Source organism: Paenibacillus sp. YIM B09110, from assembly GCF_037167145.1.
Lineage (GTDB): Bacteria > Bacillota > Bacilli > Paenibacillales > Paenibacillaceae > Pristimantibacillus.
Genome location: NZ_JBANSP010000008.1, coordinates 171,872 through 194,856, shown reverse-complemented (window position 1 = coordinate 194,856; position 22,985 = coordinate 171,872). Strand labels below are relative to the sequence as shown.

The 22,985-nt window shown below is 51.0% G+C and carries 8 protein-coding genes; 4 read left to right on the top strand and 4 right to left on the bottom strand.

All coding sequences use genetic code 11. The features are described 5' to 3' along the window. Positions 1 to 43: 43 nt before the first annotated feature. Complete coding sequence (locus V8F51_RS14695; RefSeq protein WP_337101029.1) at positions 44 to 2,506, bottom strand: beta-propeller domain-containing protein; 2,463 nt, start codon at positions 2,504 to 2,506, stop codon at positions 44 to 46. Positions 2,507 to 2,628: 122 nt separating this feature from the next. Further along, positions 2,629 to 5,241, bottom strand: a complete 2,613-nt coding sequence (locus V8F51_RS14690) for a LuxR C-terminal-related transcriptional regulator (RefSeq protein ID WP_337101028.1) — start codon at positions 5,239 to 5,241, stop codon at positions 2,629 to 2,631. A gap of 163 nt (positions 5,242 to 5,404) precedes the next feature. Between V8F51_RS14690 and V8F51_RS14685 the strand changes: the two genes are divergently transcribed. After that, complete coding sequence (locus V8F51_RS14685) at positions 5,405 to 8,749, top strand: S-layer homology domain-containing protein (protein ID WP_337101027.1); 3,345 nt, start codon at positions 5,405 to 5,407, stop codon at positions 8,747 to 8,749. Between the two features lie 138 nt (positions 8,750 to 8,887). Here the strand turns inward: V8F51_RS14685 and V8F51_RS14680 are convergent, their stop codons facing one another. Continuing rightward, entirely contained in the window at positions 8,888 to 9,853 is a 966-nt protein-coding gene (locus V8F51_RS14680; protein WP_337101026.1) for an acetylxylan esterase, read from the bottom strand. Positions 9,854 to 10,034: 181 nt separating this feature from the next. Between V8F51_RS14680 and V8F51_RS14675 the strand changes: the two genes are divergently transcribed. Beyond that, a complete protein-coding gene (locus V8F51_RS14675; protein ID WP_337101025.1) occupies positions 10,035 to 15,401 on the top strand; it encodes an S-layer homology domain-containing protein in 5,367 nt (1,788 codons plus the stop codon). A gap of 407 nt (positions 15,402 to 15,808) precedes the next feature. Then, positions 15,809 to 21,013, top strand: a complete 5,205-nt coding sequence (locus V8F51_RS14670) for an alpha-amylase family glycosyl hydrolase (RefSeq protein ID WP_337101024.1) — start codon at positions 15,809 to 15,811, stop codon at positions 21,011 to 21,013. 373 nt (positions 21,014 to 21,386) lie between these two features. Here V8F51_RS14670 and V8F51_RS14665 read toward each other — a convergent pair whose 3' ends face one another. Further along, complete coding sequence (locus V8F51_RS14665; protein WP_337101023.1) at positions 21,387 to 22,445, bottom strand: SepM family pheromone-processing serine protease; 1,059 nt, start codon at positions 22,443 to 22,445, stop codon at positions 21,387 to 21,389. Positions 22,446 to 22,555: 110 nt separating this feature from the next. Here V8F51_RS14665 and V8F51_RS14660 point away from each other — a divergent pair, with 110 nt between their 5' ends. Next, entirely contained in the window at positions 22,556 to 22,939 is a 384-nt protein-coding gene (locus V8F51_RS14660) for a hypothetical protein (protein WP_337101022.1), read from the top strand. The last annotated feature ends 46 nt before the right edge of the window (positions 22,940 to 22,985 follow it).

The window sequence follows — 22,985 nt, the reverse complement described above, 5'->3', positions numbered from 1 at the left end:
TTAAAAAGGCCGGAACCGCTGCAAGCGCGATTCCGGCCTTCTCTTATTCGACAGCCATCGGCATCGGCAATGTCTCCGGGCCGCCCGGATAAGCCGTATCCGGATAGGCTGACTTCGGATAGGTTAAGCTTCCGCGCTCCTTCAAGCTGTCAAGGTTGTTCGCCTTCAGCATGCTGTCCGACAACGTGTAAAGGGTGTCGCCTGCATAAAGGATGCGTTTGACCGCTTTGCTATAATCGAAGCCGTATTGACCGCTCTTGAGCAAATCCTCATCGGACAGATGCGTGATCGTTCCGCGAAGGGTGAACCCTTGCTTCAAGTCAACCTTATACACGTACGCGCCTTGATAAGTGAACTCGCCATAAGCCGGGAACTGGCCTGGCGCAAGATTTTCTTTGTTCTTAATCTCATGAAGCTGTACCGGGAAAGCCATAAGCCCTTTATCCTTGGCAAATAGCAACGCCTTATGGTCGCTCAGCAGCTCGGAGTCTGTACCGCGATCGCCAATGATTTCCTTGAACTGCTCGATAGGCTTATTGACGTTGGTAACGTCGAACATGGCGATCTTCATCCCTTGGTAGAAGGCGGTCGCTGAATCCGGACTCATACCTTCGCCGGTTGATACGAGAACGGTCTCCTTGCCGAAGCCGATCAGATGATTCTCGTCGTACGGGTGCAAATAATTGCTGTAGCCCGGTATTTTCAACTGGCCGAGCACGACAGGTTTAGCTGGATTGCGCAGGTCGATAGCGAAGAGCGGATCGACGTTGCGGAACGTCACCATATAGGCGCGATTGCCCATGAAGCGAACGGAATAGATACGCTCTCCGGGAGCGAGTCCTTCCAGCTTGCCGGCTATCGTCAAATTCTCATCCAGCACATACAGATTGTTCGTTGCCGTGTCAGCGCCGCTAGACCACATATTTCCTTTCGTGACGGCGACTCGGAAATAACCGTTATGCTCATCCATGGAATACTGGTTAAGCAAGGTGCCAGGTACTGAACCGTTACCGATATAGACAATATGGCCTTGATCCAAGCGGAACTTATAAATTTGCGTCTGCTCCGTGCCCGAATTGCCAGATTGTTGTACATACTTCGTAGTCGTGACATAGAGATGCTTCTCCGAAGCGTATACCGTCTGGCCAGCCCCAAGATAAGCCGATAGCTGCAGCTTCTGCTCGGGTTGATCCAAATCGAGCGAGCCGATGAGAAGCATGCTGCTGTCCTGCGAACCAGGGAAATAACGAATGTCTGATAACGGCAGCGACAGCTGCTTATCGGAAATCGCGGAGTCTCCGTATACAGGCTCGAAGGATTGAACGGCCTCAGGACTGACGGTATTGCCGTCATCGAGTACCGGGTAATAATAACTGAATTTATTGCTTACGACATATAGCGAGCTGCCGACTTTGCGAGAGTCGACATAGCTGCCTTCTTGTTCAATCCTTCTCACTTGCTTTGGCATGCCGGAATCATTCATCTCGTAAACGAATGTTTTGACGAGGCTGCGAGTAGGAATAGAAGGCATAATCGCTCTCTTGTCGACTAACGAAGATGAATCTGTGGTATCAATAGCCTCATTGCTCGCTTGGGCCACGGGTTCAGCTGTGTCGACAAGACCTTTATCATACAAATAGTATCCATACGTACTCTGCCCGCCTATGACGACGAGTCTCTTACCGTCCGCATATAGTTCCTGCGGAACAAAGCCATTTTCGGAAGTATAGTCAAGCTGTGTAACCAGCTTAGGCTTAGCCGGGTCGGCGATGGATATGACAAGCACCTGCGAGCCGCTGATCTGATAAATGTACCGTCCGTCAGTCTTGGCATAATCGGCCTCATCGACGCCTGCGACTTGCACGTTCGTCTGCGAATAGTCGCCGCTTCCACTTCCCTCTGCCTGAGGGGCGGCCGAGCCTCCGTCCGCCTGCGCTGAATCCTTGGAATCTTCTAGTGCTCCACCTTCCAAGTAATAAATGTTGTCGTTCGGGGAGACGGACTGCATAATCTCCTTCAGCTTCGCCGCTGTTCCGATAACCGGAAGCTCTTCGGGCTCGTTAATCGTAACGAGCTTGTTCCGAGCGTCCCACGCAACGACAGTTCCGAGCGCTTCCGATAGCGCGCGAAGCGGTACGATCGTTACCTTGCCCAGCAGACGGGGGGCAACGGCAAGCTTAACCGATTTGCCATTCGCAACCATCGTTGTCGAGCCAATCGTTAATGCTGCCGACCGTTCACCCCGCTTAAGCGTTGCTTCCTTTGCTCCGTTCTCGCTCGTCCCGTAACCAACCTTAGCTCCTAGCGACTCGGCGATCTCCCGAAGCGGGACGAGCACGCTGCCGTTCTCAATGAATGCAGCCGTCGACAAGCTTAGAGGGACTCCGTTCACTTTAATGGCAATCTCCGCCTGTGCTGCAGCTTTGCCGCTCCATAATCCTGCGCCTCCCGGCGAGATCAGTAGCAGAATGGCGAGCAACGCAGCTATTAAGCCTTTTCTTCGCATCTTTATGACCCTCCTCTTATATAGCAACCAATAGCAGCAATCAAGTAAGTCCAGTTACTTCCATAAACGAGTCAAGAGGCGCATTGGTTGCGCCTCTTGAAGCGAGTTAAGGAAATAATTTCTTATTCTTCGACTAGCAATTGGAGGTCTTGTACGGCGAGCAGAGCTTGTGTTCTTGAGGATATGCCAAGCTTGCCGTAAATACGGGAGAGGTACACCTTAACCGTTCCCTCGGAGAGAGTGAGAGCGGCGGCAATCTGCTTATTGGAGGCCCCTCTCCGAAGCAGCAGCAGAAGCTGAAGCTCGCCGCGGCTTAGCGGCTCGGACAGAGCGGATGCAGCATCCTGCTCCTGAGACTTCGCTGAGAAAGCTTCCAACAACGCGGCCATATACTCGTCCGATACCCCGGTTATGAGCGCAGGCTCCAGCTTATTCGCCGCCCGCTGCTTCGCGTAGGCGCGGATCAAGGAGGCGAGCTTGTCGCCTTCATCGAGATAGCTGCGCATATATCCGAACGGCGCTGTCATAACAAGCGCCGCATGGAGCGAGTGGAGCGCTTTGGCCCGTTGTCCGCGCTGCTCTTCGATGCACGCTGTCAGTATGGATATTTCGACAAGGCTGACTAAACAAGCCTCTCGTTCTGCCTGCGGTCTCAGCAAGCGAAGCAATCGCAGCGCGTCTAGCTCCTTGCGCTGGGCAGCAAGCACGCGGACGTAGGTCATATATTTGTAAAAGCTGCTGAATAGCGGACGATCGTTAGGCGCGACACCTAGCCCCGGCAATTCCTTCTTCGCCGATGCAAGCTTGCCTTCACTCAAGTACAGGCGGATTTTGCAAGCGATTAAGGTATGGCGCCAGTGCATATCGAAGCCCGTCCAGTTGCTGGATAACTGCAACGCTTCGTCGATCGTGTGGTGAGCGAGCTCCGGATCTTCTTCAGCCATATGGATATACGACTGCGTAATTCGATTAGGAATGAACAGGCCGAGCGTTCTCTTGGCGCGGGCTGCGCGGTCGATGGCGGGGATAAGCGCTGTTGCACGATCAAGTCGATTCCATTCGTAATAACCTTCGCATAACGACTGCATGACATAAAGGTTAATAAGCGATTCGTTCCAGTTGTGGGCTGCGAGCAGGCCGGTGAATATGTGGGCGATACTTTCCGTATCAGCGGTAAGGACGCCTTTCATGCCGAAGGAGGTGCGTCTGACGAGCGGCTCCGATAAATTGTAATTGAAATTGTAGTAGATCGAGTCCTGCGGCAGCATCAGCATCGAATCTGTCTTGGCGAAGGATAGCCACTGCTCGAACAATCCGCTCGTGAAGAGCAGATTGGACTTTACGAACAGCAAGCCGCTATGCAGCTGGCCACGGCGTTCACCAGCTTCTACGTTAGCGAATTGGCTCTCAATGCGGCCCATCATCGCTTCAGCGCGCAGTGCTTGTCCTGTTACGATCAGTATGAAAGCATTCAGCAAACCCATCTCGGGCGTACGACGCTCGGATTCGGCTGGAAAGCTGTCGAACCACCTAGCCAGCGTAGCGAACTCGCCTTTCTGCAGCATAATCGGCGCTTGCTTCTCCAGCAGTTGTTCCGTCAGCAGGAAATCGCCTGAAGCTATTGCATAATCGATTGCTTCCTCCATGAAACCTCGCGCTGCGAAGCTTGCGCTTGCATTACGGTTATGGGCGAGCCAATTGTCCATGTTAAGTTTCTTCGATTGGTTCTGAAGAAATTCCGCGAACAAGTGATGATAACGGAACCAAACGTTATTCTCATCGAGCGGAACGACAAACAGGTTGCGGGCTTTCAGCTCTTCGAGCATCTTCCTGCCGCCGAACGCTCCAGCTAAAGCGTCGCATAGCTCGGCATCCATTCGAGTCAGCATTGACGTCCTGTATAGAAACTGAGCAACGGGTTCGGGAAGACGAGCAAGCACCTCTTGGAACAAATAATTGCCAATCATACGATGCTCGCCTGAGAAGCTGTCGATAATCGATTCGATAACTGAGGCACCTTCAAGCGAGATCGATATGAGCTGCAAGGCGGTAATCCAACCTTCCGTTCGCTGATGCAGCGATTCCACATGCAGTCTTGTCAACGCTACAGCGGTGCTCGTTGCATAATAGGACTCGGACTCATCCAGCGAAAATTGCAATTGACGGGCATCGACCTCGGTATGCTCACCGCGCGACGCCCACTTGGCGACTGGGAACGGCAGTTCGCTGCGGCTGGCGAGAAGCACATGGACATGCTTAGGCAGCCGGTCGATGAAGTAGACGACGCTCGTATGTATATCCTCAAGGTGAATGAACTGGTAGTCATCCCAGACGAGCGCAAGCGGCTCATGGGCAAGGAACAGCTCATTGACAAGCACATCGATAAACATCGTTATAGACAGATTCGGCAGATGAAGCAGCAGCTGTGTTAGCCGTTCCGCTTGGTCGGCATCTGCCGCTTCAATTAATGACTGAGTCACATATCGCCAAAAACGTATCGTATCGTTGTCGTATTCATCCAGCGCGACCCAAGCTATGGAATAATCGCATTGGCTAATCCACTGGCTCAGCAGCGTCGTCTTGCCGTATCCGGCAGGGGCGCATACCGCCGTTAGCCGGTCTTGCATGCTGCGGTTCATGCCGGTAATCAGCCGTTCACGCGAGATAAGCCCGCTTTTGAGGACGGGCGGCGTTGTTTTCGTTTTTAACAGGATGTATCCAGCTGTTGGAATCATAGCTCCTCCGCAACATTCGACAGACTTCTAATTTCTTTCTATTATAAAGGACTTTTTATTTGAAAATCGATAGATGATTAACTTTTGTTAATCGTTTTTCGACTTTTTTCGAGGTATTCTTATACCCACCTAATAGAGTTGTAACGAAAGGGAAGTGGTTATTGTGAGATCATACGTAAGCAAAACAATGGTACAAAGTCTTGGGAAGCTTATGCTTGCCGCAGCAGTGGTCGGCTCAACCGTGTTAGCGGGGACGTCTGGAACGGTAAACGCCGCCGGCGGGAACAATGATTACGTATTTGAGCGGAGGGCGCCGGAGTCCAATAATTACTTTAATGGGGCGACTGACGTTGCCGTGGACGAAGAAGGTACGGTATTCGTTGCCGATTCCGGCAACGAGCAGATTCGTGTGTTTGATCCAGCGGGGCAGGAGCTTGCGCAATGGGATTGGGTTGGGGATGCGAATCCCAAGTTAGTTACGATCAGCACAGACGGGTATTTGTATGTCGTGTACGACAACAAAGTGGTGCAGAAAGTTTCTGTCGACGAGGATTACAATTTCACTATAGAGAATGAATGGGACGGCGCGGCAGAGTTCGACAGCATAAGCGGGATTGCCGTGCATGATGAAAGCGGCGACGTTCTGCTGACGGATGCTTCATTGAACCGTATTTGGGTGCTCCTTGATGAAGAGGCGGATGAGCCTAATCGAATTCAATTCACAAGCAGTTATTTCGGCTCGGATGGGGCGCAAAGCTTTGAATCGCCGAAGGATATCGTCTTTGGCAATGAGGGACAATTATACATAGCAGAGAGCAACTGCCGTATTCTCGTCATCAATATGGACGGTATGTTAGTCGACGAGTGGGAGAACGGGCAGGAAGGCAGTACAGTCGAGATCGATTCTATCAAAAATATAGCGATCGATGGAGATGCTCATCTGTATGTGACCGACGAGGATGGGGATCAGCTTATTCGTTTCGGTGAGGATTGGGAAAGCATTGCGGTCGGTTCGGAAGGAATAGCGAGCGGCCAATTTGACAGCCCAAGGGGAGTTGCCGTATCGAGCGATGGACTTGTATATGTCGTCGACAGCTATAATGCCCGTATTCAACAATTCAATGCCGAGCTAGAGTCCCTCGATAGCTGGGGAAACTTCGGCGACGAGCTTGGCAAGTTCTATTATCCAGACCATGTCGCTATCGACAAGGACGGCTTTGTTTATGTAGCCGACATTGGCAATCGGCGGGTGCAGAAGTTTGATTCCGCCCTGAACTTTGTTCAAGCCCAGGGCGGGGGGAACAATTTCTATCCTACGGGAGTTGCCGTGGATTCCGATAGCAACGTATATATCTCGGATTATAGCTATATTTATAAATACGACGCTTCTAGCGGTGAATTGCTTCCATTCTATAATTCGCTTAACGATCCAAGAGATATCGAAATAGACAGCAATAACAACGTATACGTTGCGGACAATGTAGGTCATAGAGTTCTCGTGCTGGATCCAAGCGGGAATGAGCTTCGCGAATTCGAGGGGATTGCAGTAGATTCCTATTATTTCAACCCGACTTCTATTGCCGTAGACAATGAAAGAGAGCTTGTGTATGCGTCTACCTCCAATGTTATTCAAATTTTTTCATTCGAAGGGGAACAGGTGTCGGCGGATTGGCTTGAGGGTGAATTGGGTATAGGCTCTATTGATGATATTGACGTGGACGAAGCGGGAAATGTGTATGTGGCGGATTCAAGCGTTGAATCCATACTCAAATTCAGTCCCGAAGGGTCGTTGGTGGATGTGATCTGGGAGACGGACGAAGGACCCTTCTATGGTTTGGGCAAAGTTGGCGTAGACGGCAACGGTGACGTCTACGCAACCGACTTTTATGGCAGCACGCTGAACAAGTTTGCTTTTACGGCTAACCGTCTAGTTGGATTAACATCTTCGAAAGGGTCATGGAATACGCCATTCGAATCGGGTACGCAGGCGTATTCGATTACGCTTGGCGCGGGCGACAGCAAGTTCACGTTAACGCCGCAGGCCTTTGATGAGGATGCTCAGATTACCGTTAACGGCGTTGTTGTCGATAGCGGTGAGGCCTCGGCTGCCATCTCCATCGCGGCTGGCACATCAAAAAAGATCTTGGTTGAGGTAACGTCCGAGGATGGGGTGAAGCGGGAATATAAGTTGTCCGTAAGCCGTTCAGGCTCAAGCGGCAATATTAGCGGACCTGAAGAGGCAGTGACGGAACCGGAAGCTGCTCCACCGATTAACGTTGCAGTTGACGGTCAGGAGGATGAAGCGGCGCAAGGTCTTCTGAAGGATGCTATAGTTACAGCTGGCGAAGGCGGAGTTAAAGTTGACATTAGCGAGGCGGGCGTGGAGCAACTGCTAGGCAGCGAAGACGCTCCGGATTCCATCGTATTGCGTTTCGACGCGAACAGCAATTGGATCGACCTCGGTCTTCCGCAGTCGCTGATCCAGCTGGCATTAACGAATCCCAATTCCGTTATTGAGCTGCGGACGGGCTTCGGCACAATGAAGTTTAAGCTTGCTGATCTATTGCGAGAATTGGACGGAGATGTTGCTTCGATCCGGATTCGTTTGTCCAAGGAAACCCTCGTTCCGTCAGGCACAGGTGAAAATGTACAGCCAATCGAAGCTCCAACTGTACAATTCGGACTAACGGCTATAACGAAATCAGGCCATAGTAAGCCGGTCGTGTTCAAGCGTGGTTATGTGCAACTTTTGTTGCCTGTATCGAATGCTTCCGGAAATCTAATCGGTCGTGAACATATGGGCGTAGCGCTTGATTCGAGCGGTGCGGTATCGTATCCGTTGCCAACGTTGTTCGGCGTCAATCAGACTGCTGTTATCCATCTGAAGGGCGATGCCGTGTTTACGGTGATTCATCATACCAATACATTCACGGACGCAACGGCAGCTCCTTATGCAGCGAATGCGATCGGAGCTCTTAGCAACAAATTTATCGTAAACGGTATGACGGAAGAGCTGTTCCAGCCATTGGGAGAGCTGAACCGGGCACAGTTCGCGACATTGATCTTAAGAGCGCTGGGCATACAGGAAGCTTCCTCTGCATCCAGCCAGTCGCCAAGCTTCACCGACGTAACGGCAGAGCAGTGGTATGGCAAAGCGATTGCGACGGCAAACAACCTCGGCATCATAAGCGGATTCACCGACGGTTCGTTCAGACCAAACCAAAAGGTGAACCGTCAGGAGCTCATAACCATTGTCTATAATGCGCTGAAGCTTACAGGTGCGGCAGTTGAGCTGTCGGATGAGGAAACGACGCAGCTGTTGGCCTCATTCACAGACAAGGACAACATTGCACCGTGGGCGAAAAAGGCAATAGGTTATGCGGTCAAGCACGGTATCGTGCAAGGACAGCCGAACGGCAACTTTGCTCCGACGGCAGCGGCTAACCGGGCGCAAGGCACAGTCGTGATATACAATATGCTGCAAGCAGCAGGCTTGTTGGATAAATAACAGAAGAGACAGGCAAGGACTCTAGCAGTAGATGTCCTTGCCTGCCTCTATTTTTTATTTATTGAACGAAATAACTGGAATTTCTCCTGTTATTGCGGCTCTCTCGGTCAACTTTTATCAAATAGAGGGAATTTCTTCCTATTCGAACCACTCCGAATAATGCTCTCGAACGAACGCCAGCTTTTTCTCCAAATGACCTGAACCGCCGCCCTCGTGACCGTTAAAAGGATATAGGACGATTTCTTTCTCGCTAGTAATTCGGTTATAAGTGGCAAAGTACATTAGTGCAGGACATATTTCGTCCTTCAGTGCTGCCGAGGCGAAGACGCGGCATTTAATCCGGTCCGCCATATTCATCGTGTCAAAATAGCTCAGGTTATCGAATACGAGATCGGTTTGCTCCGGGTGTCTCTTCAAATAATCGGTAACGCTCGCGAATGCGCCGTGATTGCCTTCGACGCGGCTTACGATATTGCTGTTGCTTGGCACGTCGACGAGCGCCAGAACCGGTCTATCGTCCAGCGCGCATACCGCCATGCCGAGCGCGCCGCCTTGGCTGCCGCCTTCGATGACGATCCGAGCCGGATCCACTTCCGGTTGCTGACAAGCAAAGTCGATCGCCTTCAAGCAGTCCATGTAGGCGTGACGGAAATAATATTCGTCTTTGTTATGTACGCCTTTGCAGATCACGTTCGTCATATGTCCGCTCGTATAGACGGCGCTGTCGCCCGTGCTGCCGCCTTGGTCGCGGACATCGATCGAGAGAACGGCGAAGCCCATCGTTATCCAGTGCATAAAGTTTGATGGCGTGCCGCGGCTGCCGGTGAAGCCATGATAATGAATGATGCATGGATAGTTGTCCTTACCCAAGAACGAAGGCACGATAAACCAACCGTTAATCCTCGTCTCGTCCATCCCGCAATAGGAAATATCGTACACGCTGACAAGCGGGCTCGGATAATCGATCTGCTGTTTTGCGGCTTGAAGCGGTACCGATTTTGCCTGACGGAGGGTGTCCGACCAAAATTGGTCGAAATCTTCTTTTTTCGTTAAAGCGGGAGAATAGTCGTACAATTGCCTCGATACCTCGGAAACATACCCCATACCCTATAATCCTCCTAATCACTTTCTAGTCGTTATTATAAATCGATTTACAAACTTTTCATAGAACGTTAACGCCTCTCATACATAAGGTCTGTAAAATGCTCTACTGAGCCTACGTGCGAACTAACCTAGAAAAAGAATGGAAGAGGTGCTTTACGTTTTGAACAAGTTTAGAAAAAGAATGGCAATGCTGCTGCTGGGCAGCATGACGTTTGGTTTGATCCCTGCTCCGGCAGGCGCGGTATCCGTACCGTACGATTCAATACCGAAGCTGTTGATTACAGAGGTAGTGCCTGATAGCGAAAACATATCTCCTACCATTGCAACAGACGCCTATGAATTCATTGAAGTTTATAACAATACCGATGAGAACATTGATTTTGACGGCAATTATTCCATCGTCTATCGCAATGGCGGAACAGATACACCTTGGAATGCTACGGATGCCGATGGCGATATCGTCATTCCGGCACGTCAATCAGTGGCGTTCTGGATTATGAATGCCGCGAACCCCTCGTTAACTGAGGCTAATTTTAACACTAACTATGGGACAAGCTTAGTTGAAGGAGTGTCCTTGTTCCGCTTGAACGGCGGCGGAGGGCTCCACAATTCCTCGCCTCGCGACATCTTAATCAAGGACGCAGGTGGCGCAATCATCTCGATGGCATCCTACGAGAATGATGCACAGACAGTGAAGAACAAAGGCATTCTGTACAAATATCCGATCGATGGATCGGTTCAGATGCGAATGATGAAGAATCCGGGTTCAAGAGATGCAACTCCTGGTCTCGCCGAAGCGGAGCAAGTGCCTGCCGAGCCTTCGGGGACATTCGAATCGACACTATCCATCTCTCATACACCTGCCGAAGAGACGGGGCTTGGCGACTATGCAATCACGGCTGAGCTGTCCGAATATATCGGAACCGTAACGGCATCGGTGTACTATAAGACGGACGAGCAGTCGGACTACGCGAAGCTGAACGAAACCGTAGTGAAGAAGGTTAGCGGCACAGACTACGCCTTGACAGGAAGCATTCCTCATGACGTATTCGCTGATAGCAGCGTTCTTTCCTACTATATCGAAGGACAGGACCAATCAGGCGATCCATCTGTTATTTCTGAAGTATACGAAGTAGCCGTCACTACGGAGATCGTCAATATGCCGCCGGTTATTACGCATACGCCTTCGGCAGGCGCTCAACTTGGCAGCGACTCAGCGGTATCGGTCTCGATTGCCAATCCGGAGACGGACCAAGGCCAGCAGGACGATGCAGTAACGGCTACGCTGTTCTACAAGTCGGAATCGCAGCAATATTATACGGCTGCCTCAATGACGACAGCTGGCGGCGGCGTATACAAGGCTTCTATTCCTAGGGCGGCACAAGTCGAATCCAAGCTCGTCTATTACGTGCAAGCAAAGGACAGCCTCAACACGGTTGAATCGGAGCATTACGAGCTGCCGGTCACCGGCTTCCCTGCATTTAACGCGAACAAAGTACCTCCGCTTCTCATAACGGAGCTGCTGCCGAACAGTGTGAACGTAGGAAGCGCGGACGGCTACGAGTTTATCGAGATTTACAACAATACGACGGAAGATATCAACTTCCAAGATTATAAGCTTTACTACCGGTACACCGACTCCGGCCCTTCGGCGGACGTCATCTGGCCAACGGATCGCGAGGATATTATGATTCCGGCAGAGAACTCCGTCGTGTTCTGGGTCATTAACAGCGCCAATACCGCGTTAACGGAAGCGGACTTCAACAGTCAGTTCGGCGTAAACCTTGTGGAAGGCGAGTCGCTCTTTAAAGTGAAATCCGACGGGATGGCGAACGGGTCCAGACGTGGCGTTGTCATTGGGACGAATACGCATAAGGAGGTATCGGCGGTCTATTATGACGGGGCGCTGCCTGGCGAAACGACGGACAGCAAAGGCATTTATTACGCTTACCCGAGGAACGGATCGGTCGAATCGTTCAAATATAGCGTAGGCACGAAGGCGGCTACGCCAGGTTCACTAGAAGAGCTGCAGAAGCCTGCCGAACCGATCCAATTGGGTGCGGATACGAGCGAGCCGAATATCGAAGATGTGACAGGATTAACGGAAATCGCAGAGTCCGAGTCGCTTAAGCTCGTCGCCGACGTGCAAGACGACCGTGAAGTTCGGACAGTGGCGGTGTATGTGAAAACGAACGCCGATGCAGGTTATACGAAGCATTACTTGTACGAGGATTACGATGATAAAATGTTCCACTTCACCGTAGCTTCGCCGGAAATGGTAGGCAAAGCCTACGTCGAATATTACTTCGAGGCTTCCGATGGTACCCATACGGAACAATCTGCTCCTGTGCGCGTCAGCATTACGGGCGGATCCGATCGTTCGGAGCTGCGCTTGAATGCAAAGGACGGCAAGCTCGTTTCCGGCATATTCGAGCTGAAAGCGACTTCCGAGAGCGAGGATGCGGACGCGCTGACGCTTACCGTGGACGAAGCCATCCAAGGCGACACGTACCGTGCGCTTGAGCATGACGCGTACTTTGCCTTCGAAGCGGCCGAGGTCAATTATTATTTTAAAAACGCGGTTACGATGGGTGAGGAGATCCTCTATACGTTCATGGATCCGATCAACACCTATACGACGCTTAATTATCTAATCGCCAGCGACAGGCTGAAGCTAGGCGACAATAAGATCGCTATCCGAGCTGGAACGAAGACCGGACCATTCGATAACCGTCCGGAGGAGAACAAGGACGACTTCAAGGTGCGCAATGTGCGGCTGGTTCTGTCGGACGGCACAGTCATCTATGATTCGTTGTATGCCGATAAGTCCAAGGATATCAAGATGGGCGACAGCGCGGGCAAATTCCCGGCGATCGAGTTCAACTTGACGCTTGAAGAAGACATGCTTCGCTCCAAAGCGCTCGCTTGGGATACGGCAAAGTTAACCGACGGTAAACATACGGTAGCGGTATCCGCCGGCGGGGCAAGCAGCGTATCTGCTGAAGTAACGGTCGACAACACGGCTCCTACGATTACGCCTTCGCTGCAAGACGGCGAGACGTACCGCGGCCGACTGACTATTGATGCTGTTGTGAGCGATGCACTGGCTGGCGTCAAGTCTGTAACGGCTGCTCTTGACGGAGAAGCGATCGAGCTTCCGTACGAGACATCTTCCGGCAATCTGACGAGCGGAGGGCATACGCTAACCGTCAAAGCGACAGATCAAGCAGGCAACACCAGCGAGCGTACGATTACGTTCAACGTGCCGAATGAAAATCCGGATAAGCCGGAGCTTATCGCGCCGCTGAACGGTTCCAGCCTGACGGCGAATCGCGTTAACCTGACGGTAAGGGCAACCGATCCGATGGGCGATATGCTTAAGCTGACGTTCTATAAAGGTTTTAACTTTGATGCACTGAGCAAACAGGGCTTCACGGCTTATTCTGGCGCTTCCGATACAGAGCCGCCGAAGCAGCTACAACCAGGCGGGGAGCAGCTGTTCTCAACGGAAGATTATGCGAAGATTGCGAAAGCCGATGGCGAGTATCTCGTCAACGATTCCGTTAACCAGTTCCCGTATCATCGCTTCGACATGAAGCTGGATTCGTCGGTGAAGGCGAGCGATCGCGTCGATATCGAGTGGAGCGGCAAGTCGCTGGAGGGGCGCAAAGTCAGCCTTTATGCATGGGATCAGAAGGCAGGCAAATGGGCGCTGCTGGATTATAAAATAGCTGGCGAAGAAGACTTTACGCTTAGCGCGCAAGTGAAGGCCGGCGATTACAACGCTGGCGGCGTCATTCACGCGATGGTGCAGGATGAGCTGCCGGTTACGCAGGACGAATATGATTTCTCGTTCGTATGGATGTCGGATACGCAATATTATTCCGAGAGCTATCCGGAGATTTATGAGGGCAACGTTAATTGGATCGTCGACAACCAAGACGAGATGAACATCAAATATGTCATTCATACGGGCGACATTGTTGACGATGCCGATCAGGCTTATCAATGGACGGAAGCGAACAAAAGCATGAAAGTGCTCGAGGATGCGAACATGCCTTACGGCGTTCTTGCCGGTAACCATGACGTGTCGCATCAAACCGGGGATTACAGCTACTATTGGAAGCATTACGGGGAAGACCGCTTTAAGGATGAACCGCACTACGGCGGCTCGTATCAAAATAACCGCGGCCATTACGACCTGATTTCCGCTGGCGGCGTCGATTTCATCATCGTGTATATGGGCTGGAATATCGGCGACGACGAGATTCAATGGGTCAACGATGCTGTCGCTGCGTATCCGGATCGGAAGGCGATCTTGGCCTTCCATGAATACATGCTCGTATCGAACAACCGCGCACCGATTGCGGATAAAATCTACGAGCGCGTCGTCGTACCGAATCCGAATGTCATCGCTACGCTCTCCGGCCATTACCATGACGCCGAGACGCTCGTAGACGAGATCGACGATAACGGGGACGGAACGCCGGACCGCAAAGTGTATCAAATGTTGGCCGACTATCAAGGCGCAGAGATGGGCGGTCTCGGATATATCCGCTTGATGCAGTTCGATCTAAAGAACAACCAAATCCATATGAAGACGTATTCGCCTTACTTGGACGACTATAACTACTATGATCCGACTGAGTATCCAGGCAAGGATGAGTTCGATATGGACCTTGATCTCAGAGAGATGAACAAACGGGTAGCGACGGACTATTTTGGCGTCAAAGTGTATACGGATCAGAAGATCGGTACTGTTCAAAATGCAGCAAGCGGCTCTGAAGCCGCCGTTACATGGAGCGGCTTGAAAGAGAATCGCTACTATGAATGGTATGTAGCTGCCGAAGACGCGAACAGCGGTTATACGCTTTCGGATATTTGGGGCTTCGCCGTAGGCGATCTCCCGAATAGCGGCAATGGGGAGACGGAAATACCGTCAGAACCCGAAGAGCCGACAGAGCCGGAAATTCCGGTAGATCCGACGGATCCTACTGAACCGTCGCAACCGCAAACACCATTCACGGATACAAAAAATCATTGGGCCAGTGAAGCAATTGATAAGCTGTCCGGACAAAAGATATTAAGCGGTTATCCGGATGGCAGCTTCAAGCCGGATGCGCGCATGACCCGTGCCGAATATGCGGCGGTCATGTTCCGTTTACTTGGTTTGGCAGCACCAACAAGCCCATCGTTATCGTTCACCGATACGGTTGCCAATGCTTGGTACGGCTCATATGTACAAGCTTTGACAGAAGCGGGTATCGTGAACGGCTTCGAGGATGGCAGCTTCAGGCCAAGGCAGCAAATGACGAGAGAGGAAGCATTCGTCATTCTATATCGCGCAGTGAAGGATCGTCTTCCTGCACCATCAACCGATGGTACGAAGATTGCCGACTTGGAAGGCGTCTCGCCTTGGGCGAGAGAAGCGTTGACTGCTCTCGTTGAAGCAGGTATTATCAAAGGCTATGAAGACGGTACACTACGACCTAAGAATGCGATCACAAGAGCGGAAATCGCGACGATAATCGCGTATTTCGTTCAATAAATAGGATGAATGGCGAATGAGGGGCACCTCGTTCGCCATTTTCTTTTTAGGGCAGACTGTCGAGAATTAGCGAATGAACAAACGTTTGCACGCAGGTGGAGATGAGTTTTGCTAGAAGAGAATAAAAATCGAAACAATTTGAGCTATATGAAAATGATAATTAAAGGAAAACGAAGATAACAAGTGATTGGTTGAAAATGTAAACGGTTACTTTGTGAATTTGGCAGATTTCGATAGAATATCATCATTTAATAACAATCAATCTTGTTGTACACTAGCTTCAGGAAATAAAAGCGCTTACTTTATCTTTAGATGGATGAGGTTGGCGTTATTTTTAAGAAGTTGCACAAACGTTTGCACAACTATGGGGGAACATAGGAGTTATCACATGAGGAGGTAAGAGCAGGATGAAACGAATGCTTAAGAAAAGTGCTGCCAGGTTTATGGTGCTGGTCATGTTTGTAAGCGCTATCGCAGGGGCGGCGCCGGCGGTCTACGCGCAAGATCCGCCGGAAGCGCAGACGCTGCAAAGCCCGGTGATCGGCACGGCGTCGGATACGGGGGCGGAGGTTACCTTTTATTTTGATGGATCAGCGAGCGGGATTCCAGGCAAAGAACGCATTATTGTGAAAGGGGAGTTCAGCGGCTGGAACGAGCGGGAGCTGATTAAGGGCGAGGAAGATATTTGGTCTTATACCTCTGAGCTTCCGGCGGGATGGTATGCCTATGGACTTGCGTCGTATCCAGGAAATACATGGCATGGCGATCCGCTTAATACAACGATTATTAAGGGTGGCAATCCGGGCGTTGCCGTCCCTGGCATTGTGTTCGATGCACCGTTTGAGGTGCTGACAGGCAGTACGACAACGTTAACCGGGGTCTATTTTACAGGCAATGAGGATGATACGGAGGAGCTTGACTATTCGCTGGCAGCACCAAAGGATGGCGTAACGATTAGCGATGACTCTCTAATCGTTGATGAAACGGCGACTGCGGGAACGGTGGATGTGATTGGCGAATCGGGCGGCGGCAAGTCGGTCACGCGTACGATTCGAATCGTTGACGATCTGCTGTCGAGTCCGGTCATTAACGGAGACGGCACGGTAACGTTCAATGTCGTGTTCGACGGCCCGACCCTTCATTTAGTAGGCGCAATGAACGGATGGGATATTGACCATGCGATTCCGCTGACGAAGACGGATGGCGTATTCAGTGTAACGATACCACTTGCTGCCGGTGTGTATGAATACAAATTCGTGCCGAATAATGGCAGTTGGACAGGAGATGTGCTGGATGCGCTTAACCCGCTTACGAGCGGAGGCAATTCCAAAGCTGTCGTTCCCGGTCTTATCCTAAATAATCCTAGCGCCATTGAACAAGGAGCAGAGCTTCCTCTTACGGCTAAACTGCAGAACATCAACGATACGCCAGCAACGGCCGTAACGCCTGTCTGGAGCTTAGAGCAGCCCGTTGATGGAATATCTATCGTAGGCAATAGCCTAGTTGCAGCTGCAGATGCCGAGGCAGGCGGTACGGTCACCGTTGTAGCGGCGTATGATGGCTATATGGAGAAACAAGTTATTTCGATTGTCGAGAAGATGAACACATTCACGATTCATTATTATCGGTTCGATGGCACGGCTAATGAATGGAATCTATGGCTGTGGCCCCAAGGGGTGAACGGCCAAGGGTATTCGTTTACGGATTCGACAGATGAAGGATATGCAACAGGAACGTACAAGTTTCAACAATCGGAGATTAATGTGATTCCGAGGTTGTCCGTGCAAGACAATGATTGGTCCCAGCAAGACTCGACCCGTAAAGTAGCGGTCCAAAGCGGCAATTCCGTAGAGGCATGGATCGTTGAAGGGATATCGACCGTTTTTTACGAAAAGCCGGTTATTGATGATTTAATCCCGCTTCAGCGGAAAGTACGGTTCCAATATATTCGTGAGGATGCGGACTACACCGATTGGAACATTTGGACATGGGATACAGGCAAGAGGAACGGGACTGTATTGTTCACGAAGTTCGAGAATGGCAAGGCAGTTGCCGATATTGCGATTGGCGAGCAGACGAAGCAAATGGGCTTCAAGTTGCGCAAAGGCTTTGATTGGAAGACCGCTGTCATCGATCAAAATTTTGACCGAGTAATCGTTACCGGGACGGAGCCGCTGACGAAGGTCATCGTAACCGGCGGACAAGGTGCATTCCGGACACTGCCGGCAAGCTCTGCGCCTGTATTTGCGGATGGCGGGGCTACCTTCTACTACAGGGACGATGCGTTGTTCGAGGCTGAAGAGATGCATTTGATCGATGGCGTGAAGCTGAAGATTGGCGATAGCGAATACCCGATGGTCTATGATGCGGAAGATGAGAGATTCAGCTATAGGTTAAATGCCCTTACTGAAGGGACGCTAATCTATACTTATCTTGTTACGAAGGATGATGTTACGACAGAAGTAACTGATCCTCGCAACACGGTAGATGGCGTATCGACGTTGACGTATAAGCGGCCAGCTGTAAGCATGACGTCGGAAGTAGGCCCATCTACGATTTCGTACAATGAAAATGCGGTATTGAAGATAGCGTTGACCGCCGAAGAGGATACCCCTATGACGGGTCTCTATGCAGATCTAAGAGCGATTGGCGGCAATGCGGTGACCTTCATCGATCCGCAGCTTAATGAGCTGACGATTGCGGTGAAGGACACGGTAACGACCGGTCTGAAGAGCATTCCGATTACGGCCATTGATATCTATGGCAACAAGCATGTGCATACTGCCAAAGTACGTGTGGCAACAAGAAAAACGGTTGGCGGAGCAAACGACTTCGATTGGGATGAGGCGCGCATTTATTTCATGCTGACGGATCGTTTCTTCAATGGAGATCCAACAAACGATGATCCGAACGGCGAGAACTATAATACGTCGCATCTTGAAACCTATCATGGCGGGGACTTCAAAGGCATTACCGAGAAGCTCGGCTATCTGGATGAGCTCGGTATCAATACGATCTGGATTACGCCGATTGTAGATAATATCGACTTTAACAAGGGCGTCGATTTCGACGGTCAACAGTATGGCTACCATGGCTATTGGGCGAAGGATTTTACTTCGATTGACGAGCATCTGGGCGAGCTGGAAGATTTCAAGGAACTGATCGACGCGGCTCATGAGCGCGGCATCAAGATTATGGTAGACGTTGTGCTTAACCATACCGGCTACGGACTGGACGCATTAGCAAGCGGATGGTCTGGATTAACGAACTTGCCGACAGCTGAGGAGCAGCAGGTGTTCGCAGGCATGTTGCGCGATGAGGATGAGGATCCTGTCGTTCGCTACTCGTTAGCTGAGCTCCCAGATTTGAAGACCGAGCTTGCTGAAGTGCGCGAGCAGATCATAGCATGGCAGACGGATTGGATTGAAAAGTCGATGACGGCGAAGGGCAATACGATTGACTACTTCCGCGTCGATACGGTGAAGCATGTCGAGAATACGACGTGGATGGCCTTCAAAAACGCGCTGACGAAGATCAAGCCGGACTTCAAGCTTATTGGCGAAAATTTCGGCGCAAGCGTGAACAACGATGGCGGATATTTGCGAAGCGGCATGCTCGATTCCGAGCTTGATTTCCAATTCAAGGTCATTGCGCGAGATTTCGTCGATGGACGAATAAACAGCGTAGAGCAGGAGCTCGCGCAACGCGACGAATTGATTGACAACACGGCGACCTTCGGCCAATTCCTTAGCAGCCACGACGAGGAGGGATTCCTCATCAGCTTGCTTAGCGATGAGGACAGGCAGAAGTTCCGCGAGGAAACGCTTGAGCCTTCGACGCTCGCGGCTGTGCAGGCTAAGCAGAAGATTGCAGCCTCGCTGCAAATTACGGCCAAGGGGCAACCGGTCATTTATTACGGCGAAGAGCTAGGGCAATCCGGCGTGAAGGCTGAAGATATGGGTGCGGGCGACGTGAACGAGAACCGTTACGATCTGAATTGGGACGGTTTGGACGACCCGGCTTACAATCATATTTTCGACCATTACAAGAAAATGCTGAATATCCGCGCGCAATACTCGAAGGTGTTCTCCAAGGGAACGAGAACGCAGGTAGCGGGAAACGATGAGACTGGCTTCACCTTGTTCGAGCGGGCGTATAAGGGCCAAAGCGTATACGTGGGCATATCGACGAAGACAGATGAGCAGCAGGTGACGTTCTCCGTACCTTACAAGGCAGGGTCAACGATTCAGGAGTTATACAGCGGACAGCCGCTTGTGGTTGCGGGCGACAAGACGGTTACTGTGACGCTACCAAGTATATTAGATGGCGGAACATTCGTTATAGCCGGCCCGGCTAAAGTGTCGGGAGATAATAGCGGTGTTGTGCCGGAAGCGCCGGTTGGTTCGTCGGTTGAGGTAATCGCTGAGGTAAGCGGAGATGCAGGCTTGCGGACGGCAACGGTGGCAGCCGATCAGCTTGGAGCTGCGATTGACGCGGCCGCGCGCGGCGAAGGCAAGGTGCAGGTGCATATACCTGCGGTCGCTGCTGGCGAAGCAGCGGATGTGCGCATTCCGGCAGCGATGCTTGAGAAGGCGCGTGCGGCTGGCGTGGATTTGCAGCTCGTATATGAGGGCATGACGATTACGATAGCCGCAGGAACTCTAAGCGCGGCCGAGTTAAACGGGGCTGAATATGCGGTTATATCGCGCAGCTTGTTGGAAGAGACAGCGGAAGCGCGCTTGAAATCGGCTATTGCGGCCAAGGATAGCGGTTATGCGGCAATTAGCGAAATCTATAGCTTTGGCGTCAAGCTCGTCAATAAAGCTGGCGAGACAGCTTACGTGAACGGCTTCGGTACAGATGTGCAGATCAGCATAACGCTGAGCGAAGAGGAGCTGGCGCTCATTACGAATAAGCTGAAGACAGGCGTTTACTACGTGAAGGAAGACGGCGCATTGGAGTTTAAAGGCGGAACGCTAACGGGCAGTATCCTTACGTTTAGCACCGATCATTTCAGCGAGTATGTCATTATGCAATATAATAAGAGCTTCTCGGACGTGAAGGAAGGGTGGGCGAAAGCTTATATCGAGCTGTTGGCTGCCCGCCATATTACGAGCGGAGTCGATGGAGATCGCTTTGATCCGAAGGGAACGGTAACTCGCGGCCAATTCGCTGCTTTGTTAGGGCGAGCGCTCGGCTTGAAATCGGCGGCTGCTGGTGGAGGCAAGTTCAGCGACATGTCTGACGATACTTACTATGCCGGTTATGTGGAGGAGCTTAACAAGCTTGGTATTATTGAAGGATACGAGGACGGCAGCTTCAAGCCAGATGCGGTCATTTCTCGTGAGCAATTGGCAGCAATGATCATTCGGGCTTACAACTTTGTAGTTGGATCGGCTTCGCCCGCGGTTTCTGCAGGTGCAGCTGGATTCAAGTTCAAGGACATAAACGAAGCATCGCCTTACGCAGTCGCAAGCATTGAAGCAGCTTATAAGCTCGGTATCATTAACGGTGTAGGCGATGAACGCTTCGCTCCGAATGCTGCCGCTACCCGCGAGCAAGTCGCGAAAATGCTGATCGAGCTGTTGAACAAGTCAGGCAAGCTCTCGTAATACGTAAAGCCCCGAACCAAGCTCGCAGGAGCTGGGTTCGGGGCTTTTAACTAGTTAAGAATGGTACAACTGATCCAGTTCAGTCTGCTTATTGGAGACTGTCTATTCAATATTGGCCACTCAAACCCCAATGCCTATGCATAGCGTATGATAGTAGGTTTTGCCTGTATTTCATACAGTCTAACCTGTTCTAATCGCTTCATTAGGAAAGTTTGAGTGGATATCATACAGTCAAAGCCGTCATAGTAGTCCTCAGTAGCCTTAATCCGTCCATTTGACTGCACAAAATCCAATCAAAATATTCGTAATGAAACACCTTATTATGCTGCTGCGTGCAGGCTGTTTTTACACATTTTACTCCATATGCGAACCTTTACACCGCCTCAAACTTCTCCAAATAATCAATCGCCTCATCCAGCGTATGAACGGGCACGATCGTTATATCATAGCCTCGCTTCTTGGCTTCGTCCAAAATATCTTTTTCGTTGCTATCGGTCGGATTCACGTCCGCCGGACTGAAGAATAGATCCACGCCAGCTCGCTCGGCTGCGATGATTTTATCGCGAATGCCCCCGATCTGACCGACATGACCAGCTGTATCGATTGTACCGGTGCCGGCAATCGTTAGGCCATGTGTTAGTTCAGCCGGGTCTAGTTGATCCGCAATTTCGAGAGCGAACATCAATCCTGCGGAAGGTCCGCCAATGTTCGCTACAGTGAATTCGACCTCGATAGGCGGAGTGATCTTGAACTGATCCTCGGTTACAAGTCCTATTCGCGGATACGCCTTGCTTGATGTCACATCGCTTCCAGGGAGGCCGTAAAGTTCAACATCGAGCTTGAGCTGCTGATCTCCGCGCAGTACGCCTAGCTTGATCGTATCGCCAGGGTTCTTGCCGGCATCCAATAACGCAAGCATGTCGTCTAGCTTCGTAATAGGCTTGCTGTCTGCCTCGTTAATAATATCTCCCGGGAACAGAATTCCCTTCGCCTTGGAGCCGGCATAGATCGATTGTACGAATATGCCCGTATACTTCAGAGGAACTTGCTTACCCGAAGCTTCGAGCGCCGCTACAACGGCGCTATTTTGCGATTGCGTCATCATATGCTCGAGCAGCGCTTTGTATTGTGCAGTCGTGAGGTTTCCTCGAACCTGGCTTGCCTTGCGGACTTCCGTATCGGGGGCGAGCAGCCCATACAGCAGCGTGAAGGCGTTGCTAACCTTGGAGCTGAAGACGGTCGTCAGATTGAAGCTGCCTTCCTTCGAAGACGTGCCATTCTCAACCTTGACGTAATCCGCAATGCTCTCAACCGACCCCGGCTGATACAAGTAATAAGGTAGCGGTATGAACAGCATGCAGGCAAGGAGCAACAGCACGATGGCGTATATAATTCCGGATCGGGCTTGCTTGTTATTTGTTTTGTAAACCATTGTTTGCTCCTTCCTTCTTCGATAGGTGTCTATACTCTTATTATCACACAACAGAGAAACGTTTTACAGCGGCCATATGAGTGACGGATTCAGCGTACGCGACGCACTGATTGCATACGTATCGATGGTCGCTTGGCATCTACTGGCTTATTTTCATATGCATATATGTAATCATTGGTATTGTTATTAATGCCCCGGCGCTTGCCGGCAACGATATTGATGCACGGGGCATGTGGGAGGGTGCATCCACCTCGCCTCGCATATTTCTGCTCGTCATTGGCATCATGTTGACGCCCTTGTCGATTGCGGGTTTTGTCGCGAATGGCGTGACGAGAAAATATTTTATATGGGGTGCAAGCGGTTTGATTGTCGTTTACTCGGCAATTTCCGCGCTCATCATGACATTGGGCTATCCGATCGAGAAATGGATTTATGAATATTATGATTGGGAGATTACATTGAACAATCCGCATTTGTTCATCGACGCCTCATAGCCGTGGTGGATTTTTGTAGAATACTTTTTCAACTTCATTGCTTACT

Excerpts from the sequence above, each read along its gene's own strand:
- V8F51_RS14680 (WP_337101026.1), bottom strand. The coding sequence starts at position 9,853 with ATGGGGTATGTTTCCGAGGTATCGAGGCAATTGTACGACTATTCTCCC.
- V8F51_RS14675 (WP_337101025.1), top strand. The coding sequence starts at position 10,035 with ATGGCAATGCTGCTGCTGGGCAGCATGACGTTTGGTTTGATCCCTGCT.
- V8F51_RS14665 (WP_337101023.1), bottom strand. The coding sequence starts at position 22,445 with ATGGTTTACAAAACAAATAACAAGCAAGCCCGATCCGGAATTATATAC.
- V8F51_RS14695 (WP_337101029.1), bottom strand. The coding sequence starts at position 2,506 with ATGCGAAGAAAAGGCTTAATAGCTGCGTTGCTCGCCATTCTGCTACTG.
- V8F51_RS14670 (WP_337101024.1), top strand. The coding sequence starts at position 15,809 with ATGAAACGAATGCTTAAGAAAAGTGCTGCCAGGTTTATGGTGCTGGTC.
- V8F51_RS14690 (WP_337101028.1), bottom strand. The coding sequence starts at position 5,241 with ATGATTCCAACAGCTGGATACATCCTGTTAAAAACGAAAACAACGCCG.